Here is a 24,920-nt window from a genome sequence, read left to right on the forward strand (position 1 = left end):
CAACCAAAACTCTACGCCGCTCGTCACGGGCTCGGGCACTCTCGCGGCGTGAGGTCCTACGGAGCTGTACTCAGCCTGCCCGGCCTGCGTGCCGTGTACGCCGCGCACACCGTCACCATGCTCGGCACGGTCGGTGCGCAGGTCGCGCTGTCGATTCTGATCTTCGAGCGGACCGGCTCCCCGTTGCTGTCGGCCCTCGTGCTGGTGTGTTCGTTCCTTCCGTACGCCGTGGGCGGGCTGCTCCTGTCCTCGGTCACGGACCGCTTCCCGGCGCGGCGGGTGCTTGTCGCCTGCGACCTGCTGAGCGCGACCTGCGTGGCCTGCATGCTGCTGCCGGGGATGCCGGTCGGTGGGCTGCTCGGCCTGCTGGTCGGTACCGGGATGATCGCTCCCGTCTTCGCCGGGGCGCGGGCCGCCAGCCTGGCGCACCTGCTGCCGCAGGACCTCTTCCCGATCGGCAGGTCGTTGCTGCGGGCAATCGGTCAGACCGCCGTCCTGACCGGCTTCGCGGTCGGCGGCGTCGCGGTGGCGGCGATCGGCGCGAAGTGGTTGCTGGTCGTCGAAGTGACGGCGTTCGTCGTGTCGGCAATCCTGATCGGCGCCGGGACGCCGTCCACGCCGCCGGGGGAGCGGAAGAGCGGCACGGTTCGCGACTCGTGGACCGGGCTGCGGATGGTGTTCGCGAACCGGAGTCTCCGCAACCTGATCCTGCTGACCTGGGTGGCGCCGGCGTTCTCGTCCCTCCCGGACGGGCTCGCCGTCGCCTACACCGCTCAGGTCGGCGTCGCCGCCGCGGCCGCCGGTGCGCTGTTCACTGGGTACGCCGTCGGCAGCGTGCTCGGCGAGCTCGTCGTCGCACGGTTCACCCCTTCCGTGCGGCGACGGCTCGTCGTCCCGTTCCTGCTGGTCACCCAGCTGCCCGCGATCGCGTTCCTCACTGTGCCGCCGATTCCGGTCGCCGCGCTGCTGCTCGCGATCTCCGGCACCGGGTACGCCTTCAACCAGGGCGTCGATCCGCTGATCCTGCAGCACACCGACCCGTTGTACCGCGGCCGGTTGTTCACCGTTCAGACCAGCGGCCTGATGGCGATCCAGGGCGTCAGCATCGCCCTCGGCGGCGTCGTCGGTTCCTTCCTCGCCCCCAGCCTCACGATCGCGCTGGCCGGCGTCCTCGGCACGACCATCACCCTGCTGATCGCCCGTCAGGCCCTCACCACGGAGCCACGTCGGACAGCGACTCGGGTCCTCTGAAGGCGCCGGTCGGGCCGTCCGCGGGCAGTGTCGCGAGGGCAACCGGGACGGCTGCGCCGTCAGCCACGGTGCGCTCGCCGCGCGGTACCGAGGCTTGGGTGTTCAGGTCGGTCGGCACGAGGCCCGGGGTGGCCGCGTTCACCTTGATGTTGTCGGCGCGCAGCGCGCTCGCGTAGACCAGGGTCAGTGCGTTGAGGGCGGCCTTCGACGAGCTGTAGGCGAGCAGGCCCTGCGTCGCGAGGCGGCCGTCCAGTTCGGAGAGCAGGGTGGCTGAGCCGAGCCCGCTCGACATGTTGACGATCCGCGCGTTCGGCGACCGGCGCAGCAGCGGTACGAACGCGTTGATCACCGCGACCACGCCGAACACGTTCACGTCGTACGCCGTGCGGACCTGCTCGGCCGTGATGTCCGCGACCGCCGTACCCCATTCTGAGACGATGCCGGCGTTGTTGACCAGCGCGTCAAGCCGGCCGGAGTCGGCCTCGACATGCTTGGCGGCTGCCGCGACCGATTCCCCGTCGGTGACGTCCAGCTGCACGAACCGTACGTCGAGACCCTCCCCGGCCAGCTGCTCCGCGGCGCTCGCCCCGAGCGCGGGATTCCGTGCCGCCAGGTACACCGTGAGCCCACGCAGCGCGAGCTGCCTGACGATCTCGCGGCCGATGCCTTTGTTCCCGCCCGTGACCAGGGCGACTTCGTTCTGATTCATGTCCCCAGTGCAGCGCGGGCGCACCCCCGCGGGCCAACACCGATCAGGTGGCCCGCCATACCCTGAAGGTATGCCCGAGCCAGAGATCCGCGAGCTGCGGTACTTCCGCGCGGTCGCCGAGGACCTGAACATCACCCGCGCCGCCGAGCGGCTCGGCATCGCGCAGCCGCCGCTGTCGCGCGCGATGCGCCAACTCGAGCACCGGCTCGGCGTCGACCTGTTCGACCGCTCCGGGCCGCGGCTTGCGCTGACGGCCGCGGGGGAGACGTTGTTCAAGGAGTCCGGGCCGGTCATCGACGCGCTCGACTCCGCCGTACGGCGGACGCAGCGGGCCGGGCAGCCCTCGCAAGGGCTCGTGGTGACAGCGAAACCCGGTGTCGCCACCGAGCTGCTGCACCTGCTCGTCGGTGAACTGCGCTCCGAACTGCCGGGGATCGAGGTGGTGGTGAGCGGGTTCGGGGAGCAGGCCGGCATGGTGCGGGACGGAAGGGCGGATGTGGCGCTGGTCAGTCGGCCGTTCGACGACCTCGGACTGGAGTGCGAGGAGCTGTACGAGGAGCCCCGGGTGGCGGCCTTGCCTGCCGGGCACGAGCTGGCTGGGCGGGAGGTGCTGGCGGCGGACGACCTGGCGGGGATTCCGGCGCCGCGGTGGAGCCGCGCTGATGTTGCTGAGCGCAACTACTGGGCGGCGCGGCCGGACGATGCGGTGGACGGGCCGGTCGTGCAGGACTCGTCGCAGTTGCTCGAGGTGGTCGCCTTCGGGCAGGCGGTCGCGCTGGTGCCGCGGTCCATGGCCGAGCGGAACATCCGCCCGGACGTGACCTATCGCCCGGTGACCGGTATCGAGCCGTACCGGATGTTCGTCGTCTGGCCGGCGGGCAGCCGGTCGGCCGAGTCGGCGCGGTTCGTCGAGGCGGCGGTCAGGTACTCCGCCGGGCCGCCCGTAGCGTCAGGCGCTTGAGCGGACCACGAGGGGAGCGGTGACCAGGCGGCCGGGCTCGTCGGGTTCGCCGGCGATCTCGCGCAGGGCGCGGTCGAACAGGGAGGTGGCGATGTCGCGCAGCGGGATCCGTGCGGTCGTGAGCGGGGTGTCGAGCATGCTCGCGAACGGGAAGTCGTTGAAGCCGGTGACCGCGACGTCCTGACCGACCGTGATCCCGCGCCGCTGCAGCGCGCGCATCGCGACTACCGCGAACGCGTCGTTGTCCGCGACGAAGACGTCCGGCGGCCCGGTCTGTTCGACGTACGCCGCCACCGCGTCGAGCGAACCGAACGAGCGCACGACCGCGGACGGGAACTCCCGGACGAACCCGTCCTGCCGCTGATGCACCCACGGCAACGGGCTGTCGGTCGCCAGGTACACGGCGCGCTCCCGGCCGGTCGAGCGCAGATGCGCCGCGATACCCGCCATCGACGTCTCGTTGTCCACGTCCACCCAGCACTGCCGGTGCTCCGGTCCCGTCCGGCCGAAGGCCACGAACGGGAACCGCCGCCGGCTGAGGAACTCGATGCGGGCGTCCTGCGGCATCGTCTCCAGGACGACGATCGCGTCCACCTGCCGCGCCGCGATCAGCTTCTCGTACAGCACGATCTCGGTCGCGCTGTCGGCCGGGGTCTCGACGACATGGACGCCGTAGCCCGGGACCGCGGCCGCCTTGACCAGACCGCCGAGCAGGCTGTGCAGGAACCCGCCCAGGCCCGGGTTGTCGTCGTCCACGAGGTCGTCCTCGAAGGACATCGGCAGGCCGATCACCTGGCTGCGTCCGGACGACAACGCGCGGGCAGCGTGGTTCGGGATGTACCCGAGTTCCTGGATCGCGGCGCGCACGGTCCGGACTGTCGGTGCCGCTACGCGGTGTGGCGCGTTGAGCACGTTCGACACCGTCATCGCCGACACTCCGGCCAATCGGGCGACGTCCGCGACAGTCGTACGCCGCGGCTTGTCTGCAGCCAACCCTTCCCCCTCAGTCGTACACGATCCGGGCCGATCCACCGACCGGAACGTCGATCGCCCACACCGCAGGCGGAGTCGTCGTCTCTCGGTGCACCTCGTGGCCCGAACAGTCCGAGACTACGAGGTCGGCAGGCCGGTCGCACGCACCTTCGACGTACAGTCTCCGCTCGGCGCCACCGTTCACCACGACGGTGCACGACTCCTGGAGCCGTACGACAGGATTCGCGTACACGGCAACCACGGTTTCGGTCGCACCGATCGCGCGAACCTGCGTGTACCGCGCATCTGGCCGTGACGGCAGCAGTACGCCGTGCAGCAACGCGTCGGCGTGATCGCGCATGAAGCCGAGCCAGTACCGGACCACCTGCTGGTGCCCGGGCGGCAGCGCGTCCAGCTCCATCGACACCTGCGGCGTACTGAACAACGCACCGATGAAGTGCTGCGCGACGTTCTCCGCCGGCGCCGACGGGTGCCACATCAGCATGTCGGAGTGCACCGCGCGGTCACCGGCGAGAAGGCGGCAGTCGATCGTCCGGACACGGTTCTCCACCGCGTCGAGCGCGCAGTCGCCGGCGCGCAAGAACGTGCCGAACCGCCAGAGCCTCGGGTGCACATAGTCCTGACGGAACTCGATCAGCACGTCGGGCCGCAGTTTCCGCAGCTCGTCGGTCACGGCCTGCAAGAACCGCTCCACGCCTTCGTCGACGGAGGAGCAGTCACTGCCCGGGGGCGGAGGGACGCTGCTCCGCGCCCAGGAATCGATGAAGTCGATCTTCAGCCCGTCGACGCCCCAGTCACGCACCGGACGAACGCAGCACTCCAGGAGGTGTTCGCGTACCTCGGGACAGCGGGGGTCGAGGACGGCGGTCACCTCGCCGTCGGCAAAGCCGAGTGTGCGGTCCTTCAGCTTGCGCCAGGCCTTCGAGTGCACACCGATCAGCGCCGGCGCGATCCACAGCACGTACTGCTGGCCGAGCGTGTGCACGCGGCGCACATGCTCGGCCATGTCCGGAAACTTGGGGCTGGTCGGCTCCCAATCGCCGCAGTACGCGTACCCGCGCCGCGTGTCGTCGGTCTGCCAGCCGTCGTCGACGATGACCGCCTCGGTCCCGTACGCCGTTCCCGCGCGGGCGTGCCGCTCGACGGACTCGGCCGAGACGTGCTGGTGGTCGCTGTACCAGGTCGAGTACATCGCCTGTCGAGCGACCGGCGGTACGTCGGCGACCCGGTCACCCAGCTCGGCCGTCCACTCGGCCGTCACGGCACGCAACGCCTCGGCGAAGTGCTGGGCCCGCGGATCGATCCGCAGGGCGAAGCCTTCGCCCTCGAGATCCGTCACGGTCAGCTCGATCAGCTGTTCCGCGGTCTCCTCGCTCACTCCGACAGCGAAGTCGCAGCCTCGGACGTTCGACGACAAGGAGATGGTCAACAGGCTGCGGTCCTGCGCGTCGACAAGCGTCGCGACAGGTGCGGAGCGGACGGAACGGACATCGCGGTGCGAGCCCCAGTCGGTCGGGAGGTTGCGCCGTGATCCCTGGGCCGCCTGCCAGAGTGTCACCGCGTCCTCGGCCGGCCAGGTCCAGCGCAACGTCACCGGACCACCGGCAGCGACGTGGGCAACTACGTCGTACCGCAGGACATCGGGCTCGTCCGCCGCGCGCTCCGTCAGCGTGCCGGGGCCGGTCAGGCTCGCGCTGCGCACGATGCGACGGTCGGCGGAGCGGATCTCAAAGGTCGTCACGCGCCGGACTATAGCGGTAAAACAAGGTGTTTCGAAGTATTGACGGAATTGCACGGCATCCCTATGTTTTACCGCTAATATCCGCCTTCTTCGAGGTGCCGCCGGGCCGGCTCTCAGCTCCGAACTCGCCGGTGTGGCCGTCTGCCGAAATCCGAACCATGAGAAGGAGAACTGTGATGCCGACCAACGAAAACCCCTTGGGACGACCAATCACACGGCGTGGCCTCCTGGCCGCCGCGGCCCTCGCCGGAGTGGGCTCGAGCGCGGTGCTCACGGCCTGCGCCGGCGGGAGCGCGGGGGGCACGTCGAGCGCCGGAGGCAAGGACGGCGCCGGCGGTGCCGGCGGCAAAGGCGGCACCGTGACCTGGGCCTCGTGGGCCAATCCGGGTGAGGCCGAGCGGTTCCGCCAGATCTCGAAGGACTACGAGGCCGCGCACGGTGCCAAGGTCACCTTCCAGGTGGTCGTCGGCGACTACGGCGCCAAGCTGCTGACCCAGCTCGCCGGCAGCAGCGCCCCGGACGTCTTCTACGTGCAGGACTCAGGCATGCAGCGGCTCATCCAGAACAAGAAGGTCGCCGATTTCACCGAGTTCACGGCGAAGGCGGACGCGCCCGTCAAGATCGACGACCTGTACCCGAACCTGATGGGCTGGTGCAAGCCGGCCGACGGCAGTCCGGGCACCTACGGGCTGGTCGTCGACTGCAACCCGATCGTGTTCTGGTTCAACAAGGACATGTGCGAGGCCGCCGGCATCACCCAGAACCCCGCGCAGTTGCACGAGTCCGGCGGCTGGAACCGGGACGCCGTCGACGACTTCCTGACCAAGATCAAGGCCACCGGCAAGCGGGGCATGATCCTGGAGGGCGGCTTCGGCCCCATGCTCAGCTGGATGACCGCGTTCGGCGGCAAGGTCGTCGAGGGCAACAAGATGATCTTCAACGAGGACGCGAAGTCGATGGAGACCCTCGAGTGGCTCTGGGAGGGGATGGCAGGAGGCAAGATCACCTACGGCGGGTCACTGCCGAAGGGGCAGGCCATCGACGCCCTGTTCTACAGCCAGCAACTCGCCAGCTGCCAGGTCGGACGCTGGATCCTGCCGAACCTCAAGAAGCTGAAGTTCGGCTACGACATCGCACCGTTCCCGTCCGCCGACGGGAAGACCGTCCCTCCGGCGATCGTCTACACCGCCGCCATGGCCGTGAACGCCAACGCCAAGGATCCCGAAGCCGCGATGTACTTCGCCACCCGGTTCGTCTCCAAGGACGGCCAGAAGGCCCGGCTCTCCGGCGGAGGCAACGCGGTGCCGGCCATCGCGGGGCTGGACGAGGTCGTGATGGAGAACAAGCAGCCCGAACACTGTGCCTGGTTCACGGAAGCCGCCAAGAAGGGCTACGCGATCCCGTCGGCCATCGCGTCCAAGGCGGAGGTCGGAGCCAACCTCGGCACCGAGATGGACAAGTCGATCAAGGCCGGCGACAGCGCGAAGGTCTGGGCAGACAAGATCTGCAAGTTCATCAACAACGGGAAGTGAGACATGGCGCTCGCAGCGGATGTGAAGCGCCGACGGCGGACCGAAGCGCTGTGGGGGTACGCCTTTCTCACCCCCCAGCTCATCGGCCTGATCGCCTTCATGGTGGGCCCTCTGATCTTCGCCATCGTCCTGTCGTTCTCGAGCTGGGACGGTCTGGGTTCGCGCACGTTCGTCGGCCTGCAGAACTTCATCGGTGTCTGGCAGGACGCCCAGTTGCGGCAGTCCTGGCTGAACACCGCGTGGTTCACCGCCCTCCAGGTCCCCGGACTGTTGATCACCGGCTTCTTCTTCGCGTTCTTCATCCAGAAGGCGGGGCGGCTGACGCCGTTCTACCGGATCTTCTTCTTCGCGCCGCAGGTCACGTCGACCGTCGCGGTGGGCGCCATCTGGCTCTGGCTGCTGAACCCCGAGATCAGTCCCATCAACTCCCTGCTGAAGTCGCTCGGGCTGCCCAACCCGCCGGACTGGCTGCAGAATCCGCGGACGGCGATCCCGGCGATCGCCGTGGTGTCGATCTGGCAGGGCCTCGGCTACATGATCGTGATGTTCGTCGCCGGTCTGCAGAACATCTCGCCCACCCTGATGGAGGCCGCCGACATCGACGGCGCGTCGGAATGGCAGAAGCTGCGCAGGATCACCGTGCCGCTGCTGTCGCCGACCATCCTGTTCCTGTCGATCACCTCGATCATCGGGTCCTTCCAGGTGTTCGACTACATCTACTTCTTCTTCGACACCACAGCACCGGCGAACGCCCACACGATCGTGTACGACATCGTGAACTTCGCCTTCCGCCAGTTCAAGTTCGGGTTCGCCGCGGCCATTGCGGTGTACCTGTTCCTCATCCTGCTGGCGCTGACCGGCCTCCAGTTTCTTGCTCAGAAGAAATGGGTGCACTACACCGAATGACTTCCTCATCAAGCGAGATCGCCGCCCGGGACCTCGAGGCGGCGCGTCGGAAGAATGCTTCTCATGGCCTGCGCGGGGGGCGGTTCAACCCGTCCTGGATTCCGCTGCACCTGCTGCTGATCGCGGGCTCCCTGGCGATGTTCGTGCCGTTCCTGTGGATGTTGTTCTCGGCCCTGAAGCCGCTCGACGAGATCTTCGCCCAGCCGCCGAAGCTGCTGCCGAAGCTCTGGCAGCCGCAGAACTTCGTCACCGCCTGGCAGGGCGCCGACTTCGCGCGGGCGTACTTCAACAGTGTCTACATCGCCGGCCTGGTCACGATCTTCACCCTGATCACCTGCTCGATGGCTGCCTACGCCTTCGCCCGGATCCGTTTCCCGGGGCGGAACCTGATCTTCGGCATCTTCCTGGCCACCCTGATGGTGCCGTTCCAGCTGACCGTGATCCCGCTGTACGTCATCATGGGGCAGCTCCGCTGGATCGACACCCACCTGGCGCTGATCGTGCCGCCGGCGTTGTTCAACGCCTTCGGTGTCTTCCTCCTGCGCCAATATGTCCGTGGCATTCCGCTGGAGCTGGAGGAGGCCGCCTCGATCGACGGCGCGGGGCGGGTCCGGATCTTCACGACCATCATCCTGCCGCTGCTGCGAACCCCGCTCGTGGCCCTCGGCATCTTCGTGTTCCTCGGACAGTGGAACTCGTTCTTCTCTCCGCTGATCTTCCTGAACAGCGATCGGAACTTCACGATTCCGCTCGTGGTCAACCAGTTCAAGGGCGCCTACTCCTCCGACTGGACGAGCCTGATGGCGGCCACGACCATGGCGGCGCTGCCGATGCTGCTCATTTTCATGATCGCCCAGCGTCAGATCGTGCAAGGCATCGCACTGTCCGGCTCGAAGACCTGACCTACCGCACGTCCGGCATCAGCACATCGGGTGATGCCGGACGTGCCGACCATCACAGGCTCGCCGGCCCGGGGGCGGCGGGGCGGTAGGACGGGAGGGCCTCGGCGAGCGTGGGGTAGTGGTCCAGAGGGCGGCTGGTGGTGGCCCGGATGAGGTCGCCCAGCCACTGGCCGGCGCCGGACGTCCGGAGCCAGCCGCCGTGCCGGACCGCCAGTTCGTGGGCGTCGGCGAGGACCTCGAGGGCGCTCGCCTCCATCGCGGTGACGCGCCGCAGGTCGACCACGAGCCGCGGCAGCTTGGTGGTGATCACATGCCGCAACTCGTCGGCGAACGTGGTCACGGTGCAGACGTCGACCCTGCCCGCCACCCGGACCACCGCACAGTCGCCGACAGAGCTCCAGCTGCAGACAAACGGTCCGCTCACCTCTGCCGGGCGGCGAGCGGACCTGATCGCGCGGGGTTTGTTCATGCGTACCGGTACCCGGCGGCTAACCCGCGCGGGCGGGAGCGCCCGGGCCGGACCTGCGCGGCCCGGCCCGGACTCCTCACGATCAGTTGACGATGATCTTGTCGACCTCGATCGTGATGCCCTTGACGAGTGGCGTCGAGGTGCCGGTCGTCACCGTGCCGGTCCCCTTCTGCACACCCTTGATGTTCATCGAGTACGTCATCGACCCGCCGGGCGCACCCGGCGTACTCGTGATCCGGTAGTCGGTCACCGGCGGACCGGAGATCTGGCCGCCGGCCGTGCCCTCGAAGTTCTCCGCACCGACCGTCAGCCCGTACGCCGGACCGGGATCACCCGGCAGGTTGCCCGGGTCGTAGGCGTAGGTGATGTCCTCGGTGCCGTTGATGCCGATCCACTGCTGGAACACCTTGGTACTCGAGGTGCCGAACAGGTTGACCCGCCACTCGAGGACGATCCAGCTGCTCACCCCGTCGGTCAGCACGTTCGCATAGACGCCTGGCGCGCCGGTGCCGTCGAGGTCGGTCCAGAAGGACGCAAGCACGTTGTTCGGCCGGGCCGGGTCGGGCAGCGTCTGCGGGAGGAACTGGACGTCGTCACCGCTCGACGTACCGCCGACGACCGAGTAGCCGTTCGAGGTGACGCCGATCTTCGTGTACGTCTGGCCGGCGTACACGAACGCCGGGACGTTGAAGTTCACTGCCTGTTCGTCGCCGATCGGAGTGGGCGCGGTCCCGAACGCGTCGAGTGGGATGTAACCGAACAAGGACCCGGGCGCGATGGCCGGACTGTCGGGCTGGCGCCCGGCCAGGGTCGCGGTCTTCGTCGCGATCTGCGTGCCGACCTGGGTCGCGCCGGTGACGCTGTTCAGCCGCAGTTGCGAACTCAGCGTGCTGACCGCTGTCACGTCGGTGCTCTTGAGGCTGTTGTTCTGCACGGTGACCGTGCACGTCGACCGCCCGGTGTTCCGCGCGATGGTGGACGGCGTACAGGTCTGGTCGACCGGCACGATGCCCTCCTGGCGGAAGAACGCCACCGGCAGGTGCAGCTGACGGCTGCCGCCGACCTGCTTCAGGTTGACCTGACCGAAGTACTGGCCATCGGGTACGTCGGGCGCCGTGATGGCGATCGTCAGCTTCTGCGACTTGCCCGGCTTCACCTGGAACGCCGGCGGCAGGACGCTGATGTTCGCACCGTTGACCGTCGTACCACTGGCGGAGAAGGTCAGCGTCTGGTTGGTCACGTTGGTGACCGTCCGCGTGGCGGTGATCAGCCCTGGCATCGTCGGCGCGTTCACCGACGGCAGGTTGAGATCGATCCGGTTCAGCGGGTCGGTGGCCGAGAGCGCATAGTTCGCCGCGGTCTCGTCCAGCGTCAGACCGGGGTCGCCGGCCTTGGTGAGGTCGATCCGCCCGCCGCCGTAGTCGAACGGGTCGGCCGGGGTGGTGCGGTCCGGCTTGGTGACCGACGTCTTCGCGGTGGTCTCCAGCGCCGACTTGACCTGGCCGGGCGTCCACGACGGGTGCAGGGCGAGGACCAGTGCGGCGGAACCGGCGACGTGCGGTGACGACATCGACGTACCGGCGATCACCTGGTACAGGTTGCCGGGCGGGCCCTCGGCCGGGGACTCGGGAGTCGGTGTCTGCCCGGCCATGATGTGCAGACCCGGCGCGGTGACGTCGGGCTTGAGGAAGTCGCCGCCGGGGCCGCGCGACGAGAAGTACGTCATCACGTCGCCCTGCCAGGCGGTCTTGGCGCCTTGGGTGAACGACGCCGTGGTGCCCGGGTGCGCCCCGAGGAACGCCAGCAGCGCGTCGCCGTCCGGCTTCTCGAGCGCGACGGTCGGCAGCCAGTGGTTGTCGGTGAACACGTCGAACGGGAACGAGTTGTACAGCAGCATGCCGACGGCGCCGCCCTGCCTGACGTTGAAGCCCTTGAGGACCCGGTTCGGGCCGCGCTCGCAGACAACGATCTTGCCGGAGAACAGGCCCGGCGGAGCCGGAGTGGTGCACAGCGCGTCGTTGTACGGCGGAGCGGACGCGAGGACGACCGGTGCCGGCGTGCTGACGCCGGACGTGATCGACGCGCCGGACACCGTGGCGGTCGCGCCGCCGCCGGACAGCGTGACGGTCGAGCGGAACGTGCGGCTCTGCGTCGACGCCGCGACGGTGGTGACCCATGGGCCGCGGTGGTCGGTGGTGTTCGCGCCCGGACCGGAGTTGCCGGCCGAGGCGGACACGAAGACGCCGGCCGCGTACGCGTCCAGGAACGCGAGTTCGACCGGGTCGCTGTACGGGTCGCTGCCGCCGGAGATCGAGAAGTTGATCACCCGGACGCCGTCCAGGATCGCCTGGGCGACGGCCTGCACGGAGTCGGACGGGAAACAGCCCTCGGCGCCGCAGACCTTGTAAACCGACACGGCCGCGGCCGGTGCGATGCCGGCGAGTGCGCCGCGGTCGATCCCGAGCGGGTTGGCATTCGCGACCGGGCCGCCGGCCGACGTCGAGGCCGTGTGCGTGCCGTGGCCGTTGGAGTCACGCGCGCTGCTGGGATAGACGTCCCCGCCGATCACCGCGTTGTAGGTGTCGAGGAACGGCCGGCCGCCGATCAGCTTGTTGTTGCAGACGAACACGTCGGTCGCGGGCGTCAGCGGGTTGTCCCCGAAGTTGCAGGTGCGCGGCGTGCCGTCGGCCTTCGGCGGCGGGGCGGGCAGGGTGCCCGGGTCGGCGAACGACGGGTGTTCCGGCCAGGCGCCACTGTCCAGGACGCCGACGATGATGCCCTTGCCGGAGTTGGCCGAGCCGCCGAGCTGGTTGTAGATCGTCGGGGCGCCGATGAACGAGCCGCTGGAGTCGGTGAGCATCTCCTGCGGGTTGTCCTGCTGGACCGCGGCCACGCCGGGCAGCTTCAGCAGGTCGCGGGCCCGGTTCGCCGGCACGCTGACCGACATCCCGCCGTACACCGTGCGCAGCCGCTGGCCGGCCTTCGCGGTCGGCACCCGTGTCTGCATCGCGGCGAGGAAGTCGTTCTCCATCGTGGACACGTGCTTCAGGTACTTGGTCGCGTTCGCGCTCTTCACGTCGAGGCGCTTGCCGGTGACCGACGGGCTGGTACCGGGCAGGCCCTTGATCCCGCCGCGGTACGCCGCCAGCGAGTCGTAGTCGAGCTTGACGACCACGCGGACCTGCTTGGCGGACGTGCTGTTCACCAGCGCGGGATCGCTCTTCGCGAGCTGCCCGCTGGGCGACTTCGCGCCGTTGACGATGCTCGCGACGGTCAGCGGCGTGGCCTTCCAGGGCCGGCCGTTCGGCGCGGTCGGGGACGGGTCGGCCGCCGCGGTCATCGCGGGCAGCAAGGCGGCGACGAGCAGACCGGCGGACACTCCGGCCATGACAGTTCGCGGACTTCGTCGGTGGAACGGTGACCTCATACGTGGGCCTCCAGTGAGACGGAAGAACGCCGTCACGGCAGGAGGCAGCGTCAGGAGACCCCCGACGAACGAATCAGGCCCTCACCCCTGTGACCGAACCCCCCCCGGGACCGGCGTACGGCCGGCACCCCCGCGGCGCCTGCCTGTGCCCGAGGTTAAGCCCAGATTCCTTCCCGGGCCAGACTTCGGCGCATTCTCAGTCGCGACCGAGAATGCCTTGTTCGTAGCCCTTGGCCACGGCCGCGGCGCGGTCGGCGACCCCGAGTTTGGTGAAGACGTGGCTGAGGTGGGTCTTCACCGTGGCCTCGCTGATGAACAGTTCGCGCGCGATGTCGCGGTTCGACGTGCCCTTCGCGACCAGCTCCAGGACCTGCCGTTCGCGGGCGGCCAGCGGGCTCGGCGCCGGCGACCGGACGGCCGAGACCAGCCGGGAGGCGACGGCGGGGGAGAGCACCGTGCGACCGGCCGCCGCCTGCCGGACGGCGTTGAACAGCTCGTCCTGCGGCGCGTCCTTGAGCAGGTAGCCGGTCGCGCCGGCCTCGATCGCGGGCAGCGTGTCGGTGTCGGTGTCCCAGGTCGTCAGGACGAGCACCTTGGCGCGGATGCCGCGGCGGGTCAGCTCGGTGATCGCGTCGAGCCCACTGCCGCCCGGCATCCGCAGGTCCATCAGGACGACGTCCGGGTCCAGCTCGGCGGCCAGGTCGACCGCCTCGACGCCATTGGCGGCCTCGGCGAGCACGGTGAAGCCGGGCGCCGACTCGAACATGCCGCGCAGTCCGTTCCGCACGACGGGGTGGTCGTCGACGAGGAGCAGCGAGATGTCAGCCATGGAGCACCAGCGGCAGACGCGCCGAGACCGCCGTACCGAAGCCGGGCTCGGACTCGACCGTCAGCGAGCCCGCGATGCGTTCGGCGCGGGCTCGCATGCCGTCGAGGCCGAAGCCGCCGGTGCCCGTCCGGGGGGTCAGCGCCAGCGGGTCGAAACCGTTGCCGTCGTCACGAATGTCCACTGTCACCTCGTCGTCCATGAAGCTGAGCGTGACGCCGACGCGGAGCGCGGCGGCGTGCTTGGCCACGTTTGCGAGGGCTTCCTGGGTGATGCGCAGGATGGTCGCGGAGACCTCCCCGTGCAGATGCTGCGCCGCACCGGTCACCGTGAGCTCCGCGGGTACGCCGGTCCGCTCGGCCCACTGGTCGACGGCCTTGCGGAGCGCCTCGGGGAGACCGTCGTGCGACAGACCGGCGGGCGCCAGATTCTGCACCGAGCGACGGGCTTCGCCGAGGCTGTGCCGGGCCAGCTCGGTCGCGCGGCCGACGTGCTCGGTGACGGTGGCCGGATCGGTGGTGTTCGCGACCACCTGGAGCTGGGCGATGATGCCGGTCAGGCCCTGCGCGATGGTGTCGTGGATCTCCGCGGCCAGCCGCCGGCGCTCGTCGGCGATCCCCGCCTCGCGGGCCTGGACGAGCAGCTGGGCCTGCAGCGCGGCGTTCTCCTCGTGCGCCTGCTGGAGCTGCTCGATCGTGTCGGCGCGCGCCCGGGACCGCGCCTCCTGGCGGTCGGCGAAGTGCTTCACGACGGTGAGCAGCGCGTTGTTCGCGACCAGCAGGCCGGCGAAGGCGAGCCAGCCCGTGCGTCCCTCCGGCGGGAAGCGCCCGGTCTGCGCACTGGCTATCGGGATCGTGGTGACGAACAGTGCGAGCCGTTTCCGCCGCCGGCCCGGGATCACTTCGTCGGTGTCGTAGTAGCCCGCTGCCACGTAGAACGCGAAGAAGCCGCTCAGGGTCGTCAACGCGGCGGCGATCGCCCAGCGGATCACGTAGTACGTCACGGACACGGCATTCGGCCCGCGGTGCAGGCGGTGGCTCCAGCTCCACCACAACTGCAGGACCAGCGCGGCGCCGACCAGCGCGTACGCCGCGATCTGGTCCCGGCCCGACGGCATGATCTCGCCCGCCGTCGCCAGCGCCAGCAGGAAGCTGAGGCCGAGCAGGAAGTACGGAGCCCAACGGTGGAACGCTGCCTCGTGCCGGTCGAGGTCGCTGTCCGTCGTTGTCACGGATCCAGTGTGCACGACCCGGGCCCTACTCCCAGCGGAACCAGCGGACGGCCGCCGCGGACAGGACCGCCGCCCACGCGATCAGCACGCCCAGGTGGGACCAGTCCGGCCAGTGCCCGGCCGCGGCCTGCTCGAGCGCCTGGGACGCGGCACCGAACGGCAGCAGGACGACGATCTCGCGCAAGGTGTGCGGCATCGACTGGACCGGGGCCCACAGACCCGCCGAGAAGAGGCTCGGGAAGAACACCAACGTGCCGATACCGGTTGCGAGCCGCGCGGTCGGAGCGAGCGCCGAGATCAACGCGCCGAGCGCCAGCGCGGTGGTGACGGTGAGCAGGAACGCCAGCGCATACCCGAAGGCCTGCTTCGGCAGCTGGACGTCGAACGCCAGCCGGCCGATCGTCAGGCAGACCAACGCCGACAGCACACCCGCAGCGCCGTTCAGCCCCATCTGGGCGATCAGCAGCTCGGACGGGCGGACCGGCGTCAAGGACATCCGGCGCAGGATGCCGCGTTCGCGGTAGCCGGTGAGCACCGGCGGCATCGCCTGCAGACCGGTGACGATCAGCGCGACCAGGACGAGGGTCGGCACATACACGTCGATGACCCGCATCCCGAGACCGGGGTCGAACTTCCGGAAGCTGCGGATCGACCCGAGGATCACCAGCAGCAGCGGCGGGAAGCCGAGCGTCCAGAACAGCGCGCCGGCCTCCCGGCGGAACAGCCGCGCCTCGGCCCGCAGCACGGCGGTGCGTGGCGATTGACGGCGGACCGGGGCGGTTGTGCTCGTGGTCACCGGGTGGCTCCTGTCAGGTCGAGGAAGGCGTCGTCGAGCGTCGCGTCGGTGACGCGGAGCTGGTGGGCGGTGATGCGGCGGCGGGCGAGCAGCGACAGCAGCGCGGTCACGGTCTCGTCGGACCCGCCGAGGGTGATGCGGGCGTCCTTGTGCTCGATGCTCGCGACCGCCGGCAGCGCGGTGAGGTCCTCGTCGTCGAGCGGCGCTGACGGCGTGAACGAGATGATCGTGGACCCCGCCGTCCGGCTGATCAGTCCCTGCGGGGTGTCGAGCGCGGTGATCCGGCCCTTGTCGATCAGCGCGATCCGGTCGCAGAGGCGCTGGGCCTCCTCCATGAAGTGCGTGACCAGCAGGACCGTGACGCCGCGCTCGCGCACGTCCTCGACGATCTCCCAGGTCTCCCGGCGGGCGCGCGGGTCGAGGCCGGTGGTCAGCTCGTCCAGCACGACGACGCGCGGATTCCCGATCAGCGCGAGCGCGATGAACAGTCGTTGCTTCTGGCCACCACTGAGCACGCCGAACCGGGTGCTCAGCAGGCTCGCCAGGCCGAGGCGCTCGGCGAGCGGGCGCCAGTCGGCCGGGCGCGGGTACAGCGCGGCGTACAGCTCGAGGGCCTCGCGGACCGTGAGCTTGGCCTGCAGCTCGCTCTCCTGCAGCTGCGCGCCGAGCACCTGGGTGACAGCGGCGTGGTCGGCGACCGGGTCGAGCCCGGCGATCCGGATCCGCCCGCCGTCAGGGACCCGCAGCCCCTCGACGCACTCGACGGTCGTGGTCTTGCCGGCGCCGTTCGGCCCGAGGATGCCGAAGATCTCGCCCTCGTCGACACCGAACGACACCCCGTCGACGACGGCGCGCCCGCCGTACACCTTGCGCAGCTCACTGACTTCGACGATCGGGGAAGCACTGGTCATGCACCGAGCTTCGCCGACGGCGTACACCGCCCACATCGCCCAAACGGGATACTCCCGCCATCAGCCATCCGGCTGATGGCACGAACCACTTGGCGAGGGCCCCGGGCGCACACACGCCCCCACGGCAGACGCGGACCAGCTAGACACCCAGCTCTCCAGAGAAAACAGAGTGGCTTGGCGCGTGGTCGCCTCGGCACGTAGGCGCGGTTTTGCCTGGCCGCCCCCGTGGCGCGGGCCGGGAGCCATCGGTACCTGGCAAGACCATGAGAACGGTGTTGCTGACCAGCAACCGCGCGGACATCCGCCCGACCTGCTCCAGCAAGAGCTCGGCAAGACCGGAACATCAAGTTCGCCACAGTGCCCGACGACACCTTCCCCGCGAAGTGCACACCAGTTGCCGGGGAGAAAGCGCGAGCAGATCGACCGTCATATCCGAGACCCCGTGCCCACTGGGTGGCAGCTGCAGCGGTCCGAGAGCGGCGCACCTGGCGACAGACTAGGCCGTGCATCCAGCTGGGTTCGACGGTCATCAATTGGTACATGAAGCAGCCCTTGGTGGGCTGGGGTGTTTGCTGGTGTGGGCCCACGAATTGCCCACAAAATAAGGGGATTCCGGCTCGGAAACTGTCGGTGGCGCCGTCTAGAGTCGGTGCCATGGAACTCCTGGGCGAGCGGCCGGCGTGGTCGATGAGTGGCGGCGAACTGCTGTCCACCCTCGACACGCTGGAAGCCGAGCTCGCCCGCCTGGAGGCCTACCGGCTGAGCGTGGTCGCCGCGATCGAGTCCACCGGGTACGCCGCTGAGCTCGGCGCCCGCGACACCGCCGAACTCCTGCGCTTCCGCTACCGCCTGGACCCACCGGCCGCCCGCCGCACCCTCCGCCTCGCCCAGACCGCCCCGCACTACCCGGCCGTAGCCACCGCCCTCGAGGACACTGCCTCCTGCGAGGAATCCGGCGAGGAACCCGGCGTGGCGTCCGGCGGCGCTGGAAGTGGCTGGCTGCTGCGACCGGCGCAGGCGGCCGCGATCGTGTTCGGACTCGACCGGGTCAGGTCGCGGGTCCCGGTGGAGCACCTGGACGCGGCCGCGGAGCAGCTGGTCGGGCTGGCCGGTCACCTGTCGCCGGGTGAGCTGCGCACGGCCGCCAAGGAGATCGCCGATCTGTTGGATTCCGACGGCCCCGAACCCGAGGAGCTGAAGGCGTATGAACGGGAGTCCTTGACGCTGTCGGCTGCGGACAACGGGGTGAAGTTCAAGGGCTTCCTGGCCAACGAGAACGCCGAACTCCTACGCGCCGTCGTGCACGCCGGTGCCCGCCCGCACAAGACCGTCGACGGCGAACACGACCCCCGCCCGCGCGACAAGCGCCAGGCCGACGCGCTGTCGGATGCCTTGAGCATCGCCGCCGCCGTGTGGGACACCACCGGCCCCACCACGGGCACCGAGGGCACCGCGAGGACCGCGGCTACAGGTGGCGCCGCGAGCACCGCGGGTACAGGGGACATGGCCCGTACCGCGGGTGCCGCGGCTTCGGCGGCCGACGGCACCGCGGGCACAGGTGGTCGGGTGGCCGGGTACGGCGCGAAAGCGAACATCACCGTCACGATCGACCTCGACGACCTCAGGTCCGCGACCGCGGACGCGATCGGATGCACCGTCTACAGCGGCGGGCTGTCCGCGGCCACGATCCGGCGGCTGGCCTGTGACGCGAACATCATCCCGCTGGTGCTCGGCTCGAACTCGGAGCCACTCGATGTCGGGCGCCGTGTGCGGCTGGTCACCAAGCCGATACGCCGCGCCCTGGACACCCGCGACCGCGGCTGCGTGGTCTGCGGAGCCCCGCCGATCATGTGCGACGCCCACCACCTGATCTCCTGGATCGACGGCGGCGACACCAAGGTCTCGAACCTGGCCCTGCTGTGCCGCCGTCACCACGTCGACCTGCACAGGGGCCGCTGGCACATCACCATCCTCGACGGCATCGTCCACGTCGCCCGCCCCAGCTGGGCCGAACCCTCACTCACCCCTGCCGCAGCCCGACGCACGGCACCACCACCGCACGCCCAACCACCGCGCACGGCACCACCGGACGCCCAGCCACGGCGTACGGCACCGCCGGCACAGCCCCGACGCGCGGGCTCGCCGGAGGTCGAGCCACGGCGTGCGGTATCCCCGGAGGTGCGGCCCGGATGCGCGGGCTCGCCGGAGGTCGAGCCACGGCGTGCGGCATCGCCGGAGGTCCAGCCCGGATCTGCGGCACCGCCGGACGTCCAGCTATCTGACAGCGAGGAGACCATCGCCGACCGGTCGCGGTGGCGGGCGGACGAGGCTTCCCTGCAGCAAGCGGCCGCCTTCGCAGCTGCCGGCTGAGACCGGCGCAAGCCGGACAGCACAACAACCTCCTACCCGCGAGCCTGCGGGCAGGTGGTTGTTGTGCTGCAGCGGCGGGTCAGGAGACGGCCCGCAGCTTCAGCGACGCGCCGGCCACCACGCCGAACGGAATCCTCCAGCCGCCCCCTGGCAGCGGGAGGTTCGTCCTGTCGCCCGACCTGCGCGCCCGCGAACGGGTCCGCCTCGCGCGTCGTCCCTTACCGGTCACACACGCACCTGCGTCTGTCGAGGCCGTCGTCCCCGCTCGTGGTTACAAGGCGGAACGAGGCTGCCGCCAACGCGGAGCTGGGCTGTCGACGAGGGCGGGACTGGGCTAATCGCGGCGGCAGGTGGTGCTGAGGCGTACGGGCAACAGCCTCGGTTCAGCCGCTCCTGCCTCCTTGGCGGTTCCTGCCGCGCTTTCTCCTCTTACCTACTTCGCGTAGAGGGCCTCGACGTCCGTGCCGTACTTCTCCATCACGATGTGGCGGCGCAGCGACAGCTTCAGTGAGAGTTCGCCGGACTCCTGGGTCCAGTCGATCGGCAGGATCGAGAACTTCTTGATCGCCTCCGCGTGCGAGACCGAGGCGTTCGCGTCGTCGATCGCCTTCTGCACCTCGGCGATCAGCTCGGCGTCCCGGGTCAGCTCGGCCGGGTCGGTCGGCTTCCCGCGCTCGGTCGCCCACGGCACGATGGTCTCCGGGTCGATCGTGATCAGCGCCGCGATGAACGGTTTACCGTCGCCGACCACCATGCACTGGCTGACCAGCGGGTGCAGCCGGATCTGGTCCTCGAGCAGCGTCGGCGCGACGTTCTTGCCGCCGGCCGTCACCAGGATCTCCTTCTTCCGGCCGGTGATCTTGATGAACCCGTCGACGTCGAACTCGCCGAGGTCGCCGGTGTGGAACCAGCCGTCCGGGTCGATCGCGGCCGCGGTCGCTTCGTCGTTCTTCCAGTACCCCTGCATCACCTGGCCGCCCTTGAAGAGCAGCTCACCGTCGTCCGCGACGGCGACGGTCACGCCGGGCAGCGGGCGGCCCACGGTGCCGATCCGGATGTCGTCGGGCAGGTTCACCGACACCGCAGCGGTGGTCTCGGTGAGGCCGTAGCCCTCCAGGACCGGTACGCCGATGCCGCGGAAGAAATGGCCGAGCCGGTCGCCGAGCGGGGCGCCGCCTGAGACGGCGTACTGCACCTGGCCGCCGAGCACCGCCCGCAGCTTGCCGAAGACGAGCCGGTCGAAGAGCAGGTGCTTGGCCTTCAGGCCGAACGACGCGCCGCCCTTGTCCTGTGCCTGCGAGTACGCGATCGCAGTCTCCGCGGCGGCGTCGAAGATCTTGCCCTTGCCGTCGGCGTGCGCCTTCTGGCTGGCCGAGTTGAACACCTTCTCGAACACCCGCGGCACGCTCAGGATGAACGTCGGCCGGAAGGCGCCCAGGTCGTCGACGAGGTTCTTCACGTCGGCGCTGTGCCCGACCTTGACCCGCTTCATCACGCAGCCGACCTGGATGATCCGGGCGAACACGTGCGCCAGCGGCAGGAACAGCAGCGTGCTCGCGCCGGTGGTGTCGAACAGGTTGTCGAGGATCTTCACCGCCGGGTTGAGCTCGTCCATGAAGTTCGAGTGGCTGATCTTGCAGCCCTTCGGGCGGCCCGTCGTCCCGGAGGTGTAGATCAGCGTGGCCAGGTCGTCCGGCGTGACTGCGGAGCGGCGCTTGTCGAACTCGGCGTCCGAGATCTCCTGGCCGAGCGCGGTGAGCTGGTCGACGGCGCCGGCGTCGATCTGCCAGACCTCCTGCAGCGCCGGCGCCTCCGCCCGGGCGGACTCGACCACGGCACCGTGGGTCGCGTTCTCGACGACAGCGACGACCGCCTCGGAGTCGGTCAGGATCCACTGGACCTGCGACGGCGACGAGGTCTCGTAGATCGGCACGGTGACCGCGCCGATGCTCCAGATCGCGTAGTCGACCAGCGTCCACTCGTACCGCGTCGGGCTGAGCAGGGCGACCCGCTCGCCGTGCTTCACGCCGGCGGCGATCAGGCCCTTCGCGACACTCGTCACCTGCCGCGCGAACTCGGCCGCGGTGATTTCGGTCCAGGTCGTGCCGGTGCGGCGGCTGAACACGGCGGTGTCGGGATGCGAGGACGCGTTCGCCCACACCGGGTCGCTCAGGCTCCCGGTGGGCGCTTCTGTCACAGCAGGAACGGTGTACTCACGCATCCGCGTCTCCTCAGTCGGTCACGAATTGTCGACTTCCGGCGCACGCTACAGTCACCTACCCACAAGTAGCCAGGTTTATGTGACCCACGGAACTATGGACTAGCTTCTAGCCATGCCGTTGCTCGACATCAGTTGCGACGACCTGGTCGTTGCTGATCCAGCCTACGTCGCCGAGCGGCTCGGTTCGGACACCCTCTGGCGCGAGTGGTGGCCGGACCTGACCCTGACGCCGTCCGAGCGGCGCGGCCTGGAGGGTGTCCGGTGGGCCGTCACCGGCGCCGCGACCGGTACGGCGGAGTGGTGGCTGGAGGCGGTCCGCGACGGGGTCGTCGTGCACTGGTACCTGCGGGTCGACCCCGCGAAACCGGTCCGCGGCCGCGCGGCCGAACGTTTGAAGGAGCGGTACGTCGCGGCGTACCGGAAGCGGCTGTGGGCGTTCAAGGACGAAGCCGAAGCGGGCCGCGCGGCGGGCGAACGCCGTCCCGGGGCCGATCCCGCGATAGTCTCCGGTGAGGACATCGGCCCACCGGCCGGTCCCTCGCACCAGACCCGACCGGCGAAGAGGTGAATCGATGGCGGAACAGACCACCTCGACCATCCAGGTGAACGCGACCCCCAAAGAGATCATGGCGGTGATCGCGGACTTCGCGGCGTACCCGGAATGGGCCGACTCGATGCGGGAGACCGAGGTGCTGTCCACCGACGAGGCCGGCCGGCCGAACAAGGTGCGCTTCAAGGTGGACGCCGGCGCGATCTCCGACGAGTACACGCTGGCCTACGTCTGGTCCCGCAACGAGGTGACCTGGACGCTGGTCGAGGCGAAGATGGTCAAGGGGATGGACGGCGCATATGTGTTGCGCGATCTGGGCGCGGAGGGGACCGAAGTGACGTACCGGCTGGCTGTCGACGTGGCGATCCCGATGATCGGGATGCTGAAACGCAAGGCAGAGAAGGTCATCATCGACACCGCCCTGAAGGGCCTCAAGAAGCGCGTCGAGTCCTGATCCAGTGACTCGGGTTCTGCTCTACACAGGTAAGGGCGGCGTAGGGAAGACGACCTCCGCTGCTGGGACGGCCACGCTCGCGGCGCTGCGCGGGCTGCGCACGCTGGTGCTGTCGACGGACGCCGCGCACTCGCTGTCGGACGCGTTCGACTCCGAGGTCGGGCCGGAGCCGACCGAGATCGACGACCTGCTGTTCGTCCAGCAGATCGACGCCCAGCGCAAGTTCGAGCGGTCCTGGGGCGACATCCAGAGCTACCTGCGCTCGGTGCTGCACACGGTCGGGGTGGACCCGATCGAGGCCGAGGAGCTGACCGTGCTGCCCGGCGCCGCGGAGGTGCTCGCGCTGCTCGAGGTGCGCGACCACGTCCGGTCCGGCCGCTGGGACGTGATCGTCGTGGACTGCGCGCCGACCGCCGAGACGCTGCGGCTGCTGGCGTTGCCGGAGGCCCTGAACTGGTACCTCGAGCGGATCTTCAACGCCGAGCGCAAGATGATGCGCACCTTCCGCCCGTTCCTGAACCGCGGCTCGAGCATCCCGGTGCCGGACGACACCGTCTTCGACGCGCTGCGGCGGCTGCAGGCCGACCTGTCGGACATCCGCACGCTGCTGGCCGGCCCGGACGCCTCGGTGCGGCTGGTCCTGACGCCGGAGGCGGTCGTGGTCGCCGAGGCCCGGCGCTCCCTGACCCGGCTGTCGCTGTACGGGTACCGCGTCGACGGCGTCGTGGCGAACCGGGTGTTCCCGGCCGCCGGCGCCGACAGCTGGCGCCGGCAGTGGGTCGCCGCGCAGCGCGGGATCCTCGAGGAGGTCGCGGACTCGTTCCGCCCGCTGCCGATCTGGGAGTCGCCGTACCGGGTCTGCGAGCCGGTCGGCGTCGAGGAGCTGGCCGCGTTCGCGGTCGAGATGTACGGCGGGGACGACCCGTTCGCGCGGGCCACCGCCGACACGTCGCTGTGGGTGGACCGGCACATCGACACCGACGGCCGGACGTACACGCTGACGATGCCGTTGCCGTTGGCATCCGCCGACGAGCTGGAGCTGGCGCGGCACGGCGACGAGCTGATCATCACCGTCGGGTCGTACCGGCGGGTGCTGCCGCTGCCGGCCGCCCTGGCGCGCGGCGTGGTCGCGGGCGCCCGCCTCGACGAAGGCCGGCTGCAGGTGCGGTTCTCGCCGCGGGAGACCGCCCGGTCGGCCGCGCCCGAGATGCCGAGCGGATCCGGTCCGCTGGAGTCGGCGCAGGAGCTGGCCCAGGGCCTGACCGCCGAGTACCACGAGCAGCTGAGCCGCCACGAGGCCGCGCGGTGAGCAAAGAACCTATCGGCTCCGTCGCCGAGGAGGCGGCGAAGCTGTTCGCCGTCCTGCAGAACGCTGCCAAGGACGCCCCGCCCGCTGACGAGAATGCCGCCGAGCACGAGCACGAGCACAAGCTGGGGCCGGACTGTGTGTGGTGCCCCGTGTGTCAGCTGATCCATCGGGTGCGGAACACCAGCCCGGAGACGGTCGAGCAGCTGTCGACGGCTGCCGCGCACGTGCTGGGCTCGTTGAGATCTCTGCTGGAGGCCGCCGCGGACGCGGCCCGGCAGGCGCGGGAGGACGCAGCGTCGCGGTCCTCCGCAGCGGAGGAGGAACCGGCCCAAGAAGCGACCCGGTCCCGGGTGGACCGGATCGACGTGAGTGAGGACCCCGAACCATGGGACTGACGATCGGCATCGATGTCGGCGGTACGAAGATCGCGGCCGGCGTGGTCGACGAGACCGGCGCCATCATCGCGCGGACGCAACGCGACACCCCGGCCGACTCGACCGACGCGACCGCGGCGGCGATCTGCGACGCGGCCGCCGAGCTGATCGTGACGCACGCCGTGGAGGCGGTCGGGATCGGCGCCGCCGGGTTCGTCTCGTCGGACCGGTCGACGGTGCTGTTCGCGCCGAACCTGGCCTGGCGCGACGAGCCGCTCGGCGCGCGGGTCGCGGCGGAGCTGAACATCCCGGTCGTGGTCGAGAACGACGCGAACGCGGCCGCCTGGGGCGAATTCGCGTTCGGCGCCGCGAAGGACGTCGAGCACATGGTCTGCATCACGGTCGGCACCGGGATCGGCGGCGGCGTCGTGGTCGACGGTGAGCTGCTCCGCGGCGCCAACGGCGTGGCGGCCGAGCTCGGCCACATGCGCGTCGTCCCCGGTGGACACCGGTGCGGCTGCGGTTCCCGCGGCTGCCTGGAGCAGTACGCCTCCGGCAAGGCGCTGGTGCGCGAGGGCAGGGCCCAGGCCGAGTCGGGTTCGCTGGCGGCGGTGCAGATGCTGAGCGTGTGCGGCATCACCGACCCGGCCGAGCTGACCGGCCCGATGATCACCGACGCGGCGATGCAAGGCGACCCGTGCGCCGTCGAGCTGCTCGAGGACCTCGGCCGCTGGCTCGGTGAGGGAGTGGCCAGCCTGGCGACCATCTTCGACCCCACCCTGGTCGTGGTCGGCGGCGGTGTGAGCGCGGCGAAGGACCTGATCATGAAGTCCGCGGTGCAGGCGTTCGAGAAGGTGCTGCCCGCCAAGGCGAACCGCCCGCACGCACCCTTTACCCTCGCCGAGCTGGGCAATGACGCCGGCCTGATCGGTGCCGCCGACCTGGCCCGGCAGCCGGCCGCAGTGCCGGCGACGTCCCGATGATTGT

Annotated in this window: 21 protein-coding genes; 11 read left to right on the plus strand and 10 right to left on the minus strand. The window is 69.8% G+C overall.

The genetic code is table 11. From position 1 onward, the window contains the following. Nucleotides 1-48: 48 nt before the first annotated feature. The gene (locus ACWEOO_RS13635; protein ID WP_452143230.1) at nt 49-1,251 is read left to right on the plus strand and encodes an MFS transporter; all 1,203 of its coding nucleotides are present in this window, start codon (nt 49-51) and stop codon (nt 1,249-1,251) included. Here ACWEOO_RS13635 and ACWEOO_RS13640 read toward each other — a convergent pair. Beyond that, a complete protein-coding gene (locus ACWEOO_RS13640; RefSeq protein ID WP_452143231.1) occupies nt 1,211-1,960 on the minus strand; it encodes an SDR family oxidoreductase in 750 nt (249 codons plus the stop codon). The genes ACWEOO_RS13635 and ACWEOO_RS13640 overlap by 41 nt on opposite strands. A gap of 70 nt (nt 1,961-2,030) precedes the next feature. Between ACWEOO_RS13640 and ACWEOO_RS13645 the strand changes: the two genes are divergently transcribed. Continuing rightward, complete coding sequence (locus ACWEOO_RS13645) at nt 2,031-2,921, plus strand: LysR family transcriptional regulator (RefSeq protein WP_452143232.1); 891 nt, start codon at nt 2,031-2,033, stop codon at nt 2,919-2,921. On the opposite strand, the gene ACWEOO_RS13650 is transcribed toward ACWEOO_RS13645, so the two are convergent. Both ACWEOO_RS13650 and ACWEOO_RS13655 read right to left on the minus strand, forming a co-directional pair. Continuing rightward, the gene (locus tag ACWEOO_RS13650) at nt 2,910-3,914 is read right to left on the minus strand and encodes a LacI family DNA-binding transcriptional regulator (RefSeq protein ID WP_452143233.1); all 1,005 of its coding nucleotides are present in this window, start codon (nt 3,912-3,914) and stop codon (nt 2,910-2,912) included. The genes ACWEOO_RS13645 and ACWEOO_RS13650 overlap by 12 nt on opposite strands. A 10-nt stretch (nt 3,915-3,924) precedes the next feature. Next, nucleotides 3,925-5,655: a glycoside hydrolase family 36 protein gene (locus ACWEOO_RS13655; RefSeq protein WP_452143234.1), complete on the minus strand. Its 1,731-nt coding sequence runs from the start codon at nt 5,653-5,655 to the stop codon at nt 3,925-3,927. A gap of 176 nt (nt 5,656-5,831) precedes the next feature. Here ACWEOO_RS13655 and ACWEOO_RS13660 point away from each other — a divergent pair, with 176 nt between their 5' ends. Genes ACWEOO_RS13660 through ACWEOO_RS13670 form a run of 3 tightly spaced genes read left to right on the plus strand, consistent with a single transcriptional unit; the run spans nt 5,832 to nt 8,995 of the window. After that, entirely contained in the window at nt 5,832-7,187 is a 1,356-nt protein-coding gene (locus tag ACWEOO_RS13660) for an extracellular solute-binding protein (protein WP_452143235.1), read from the plus strand. Nucleotides 7,188-7,190: 3 nt separating this feature from the next. Next, nucleotides 7,191-8,093: a carbohydrate ABC transporter permease gene (locus ACWEOO_RS13665; protein WP_452143236.1), complete on the plus strand. Its 903-nt coding sequence runs from the start codon at nt 7,191-7,193 to the stop codon at nt 8,091-8,093. Then, nucleotides 8,090-8,995, plus strand: a complete 906-nt coding sequence (locus ACWEOO_RS13670; RefSeq protein WP_452143237.1) for a carbohydrate ABC transporter permease — start codon at nt 8,090-8,092, stop codon at nt 8,993-8,995. The genes ACWEOO_RS13665 and ACWEOO_RS13670 overlap by 4 nt, the downstream gene beginning before the upstream one ends. A 52-nt stretch (nt 8,996-9,047) precedes the next feature. On the opposite strand, the gene ACWEOO_RS13675 is transcribed toward ACWEOO_RS13670, so the two are convergent. The 6 genes from ACWEOO_RS13675 to ACWEOO_RS13700 all read right to left on the minus strand — a co-directional run bounded on the left by ACWEOO_RS13675 (nt 9,048) and on the right by ACWEOO_RS13700 (nt 16,655). Continuing rightward, nucleotides 9,048-9,464 (minus strand): STAS domain-containing protein, encoded by a 417-nt coding sequence (locus tag ACWEOO_RS13675; RefSeq protein WP_452143238.1) that lies wholly within the window; start codon nt 9,462-9,464, stop codon nt 9,048-9,050. A gap of 82 nt (nt 9,465-9,546) precedes the next feature. Further along, on the minus strand, nt 9,547-12,852 hold the full coding sequence (locus ACWEOO_RS13680; protein WP_452143239.1) for a S8 family serine peptidase: 3,306 nt from the start codon (nt 12,850-12,852) through the stop codon (nt 9,547-9,549). Between the two features lie 235 nt (nt 12,853-13,087). Then, nucleotides 13,088-13,720, minus strand: a complete 633-nt coding sequence (locus ACWEOO_RS13685) for a response regulator transcription factor (RefSeq protein ID WP_359933302.1) — start codon at nt 13,718-13,720, stop codon at nt 13,088-13,090. Continuing rightward, nucleotides 13,713-14,948, minus strand: a complete 1,236-nt coding sequence (locus ACWEOO_RS13690; protein WP_452143240.1) for a sensor histidine kinase — start codon at nt 14,946-14,948, stop codon at nt 13,713-13,715. The genes ACWEOO_RS13685 and ACWEOO_RS13690 overlap by 8 nt, the downstream gene beginning before the upstream one ends. Before the next feature lie 25 nt (nt 14,949-14,973). Continuing rightward, complete coding sequence (locus tag ACWEOO_RS13695) at nt 14,974-15,744, minus strand: ABC transporter permease (RefSeq protein ID WP_452143241.1); 771 nt, start codon at nt 15,742-15,744, stop codon at nt 14,974-14,976. Beyond that, nucleotides 15,741-16,655, minus strand: coding sequence for an ABC transporter ATP-binding protein (locus ACWEOO_RS13700; RefSeq protein ID WP_452143242.1), 915 nt, complete (start codon nt 16,653-16,655; stop codon nt 15,741-15,743). The genes ACWEOO_RS13695 and ACWEOO_RS13700 overlap by 4 nt, the downstream gene beginning before the upstream one ends. 654 nt (nt 16,656-17,309) lie before the next feature. On the opposite strand from ACWEOO_RS13700, the gene ACWEOO_RS13705 reads away from it, so the two are divergent. After that, the gene (locus tag ACWEOO_RS13705) at nt 17,310-19,025 is read left to right on the plus strand and encodes a DUF222 domain-containing protein (protein ID WP_452143243.1); all 1,716 of its coding nucleotides are present in this window, start codon (nt 17,310-17,312) and stop codon (nt 19,023-19,025) included. Between the two features lie 433 nt (nt 19,026-19,458). Here ACWEOO_RS13705 and ACWEOO_RS13710 read toward each other — a convergent pair whose 3' ends face one another. Then, nucleotides 19,459-21,246, minus strand: coding sequence for an AMP-dependent synthetase/ligase (locus ACWEOO_RS13710; protein WP_452143244.1), 1,788 nt, complete (start codon nt 21,244-21,246; stop codon nt 19,459-19,461). A gap of 112 nt (nt 21,247-21,358) precedes the next feature. On the opposite strand from ACWEOO_RS13710, the gene ACWEOO_RS13715 reads away from it, so the two are divergent. From ACWEOO_RS13715 to ACWEOO_RS13735, 5 genes are read left to right on the plus strand one after another with little or no spacing between them, the layout of a single operon-like run. Next, entirely contained in the window at nt 21,359-21,814 is a 456-nt protein-coding gene (locus ACWEOO_RS13715; RefSeq protein WP_359933316.1) for a hypothetical protein, read from the plus strand. 4 nt (nt 21,815-21,818) lie between these two features. Then, nucleotides 21,819-22,250, plus strand: coding sequence for an SRPBCC family protein (locus tag ACWEOO_RS13720; protein WP_131462701.1), 432 nt, complete (start codon nt 21,819-21,821; stop codon nt 22,248-22,250). Between the two features lie 4 nt (nt 22,251-22,254). After that, complete coding sequence (locus ACWEOO_RS13725; RefSeq protein WP_452143245.1) at nt 22,255-23,559, plus strand: ArsA family ATPase; 1,305 nt, start codon at nt 22,255-22,257, stop codon at nt 23,557-23,559. Further along, nucleotides 23,556-23,954: a hypothetical protein gene (locus ACWEOO_RS13730; RefSeq protein ID WP_363710572.1), complete on the plus strand. Its 399-nt coding sequence runs from the start codon at nt 23,556-23,558 to the stop codon at nt 23,952-23,954. The genes ACWEOO_RS13725 and ACWEOO_RS13730 overlap by 4 nt, the downstream gene beginning before the upstream one ends. Next, nucleotides 23,945-24,916 carry an ROK family glucokinase gene (locus tag ACWEOO_RS13735; RefSeq protein WP_452143246.1) on the plus strand — a complete coding sequence of 324 codons (972 nt, stop codon included), beginning with the start codon at nt 23,945-23,947 and terminating at the stop codon, nt 24,914-24,916. Before ACWEOO_RS13730 ends, ACWEOO_RS13735 begins: the two co-directional genes overlap by 10 nt. The last annotated feature ends 4 nt before the right edge of the window (nt 24,917-24,920 follow it).

This window comes from Kribbella sp. NPDC004138 (assembly GCF_053603655.1).

Coding starts and splice junctions, on each gene's coding strand:
- ACWEOO_RS13675 (WP_452143238.1), bottom strand. CDS start 9,464: ATGAACAAACCCCGCGCGATCAGGTCCGCTCGCCGCCCGGCAGAGGTG.
- ACWEOO_RS13705 (WP_452143243.1), top strand. CDS start 17,310: ATGGAACTCCTGGGCGAGCGGCCGGCGTGGTCGATGAGTGGCGGCGAA.
- ACWEOO_RS13660 (WP_452143235.1), top strand. CDS start 5,832: ATGCCGACCAACGAAAACCCCTTGGGACGACCAATCACACGGCGTGGC.
- ACWEOO_RS13715 (WP_359933316.1), top strand. CDS start 21,359: ATGCCGTTGCTCGACATCAGTTGCGACGACCTGGTCGTTGCTGATCCA.
- ACWEOO_RS13665 (WP_452143236.1), top strand. CDS start 7,191: ATGGCGCTCGCAGCGGATGTGAAGCGCCGACGGCGGACCGAAGCGCTG.
- ACWEOO_RS13710 (WP_452143244.1), bottom strand. CDS start 21,246: ATGCGTGAGTACACCGTTCCTGCTGTGACAGAAGCGCCCACCGGGAGC.
- ACWEOO_RS13720 (WP_131462701.1), top strand. CDS start 21,819: ATGGCGGAACAGACCACCTCGACCATCCAGGTGAACGCGACCCCCAAA.
- ACWEOO_RS13670 (WP_452143237.1), top strand. CDS start 8,090: ATGACTTCCTCATCAAGCGAGATCGCCGCCCGGGACCTCGAGGCGGCG.
- ACWEOO_RS13645 (WP_452143232.1), top strand. CDS start 2,031: ATGCCCGAGCCAGAGATCCGCGAGCTGCGGTACTTCCGCGCGGTCGCC.
- ACWEOO_RS13640 (WP_452143231.1), bottom strand. CDS start 1,960: ATGAATCAGAACGAAGTCGCCCTGGTCACGGGCGGGAACAAAGGCATC.
- ACWEOO_RS13700 (WP_452143242.1), bottom strand. CDS start 16,655: ATGACCAGTGCTTCCCCGATCGTCGAAGTCAGTGAGCTGCGCAAGGTG.
- ACWEOO_RS13680 (WP_452143239.1), bottom strand. CDS start 12,852: ATGGCCGGAGTGTCCGCCGGTCTGCTCGTCGCCGCCTTGCTGCCCGCG.
- ACWEOO_RS13735 (WP_452143246.1), top strand. CDS start 23,945: ATGGGACTGACGATCGGCATCGATGTCGGCGGTACGAAGATCGCGGCC.
- ACWEOO_RS13685 (WP_359933302.1), bottom strand. CDS start 13,720: ATGGCTGACATCTCGCTGCTCCTCGTCGACGACCACCCCGTCGTGCGG.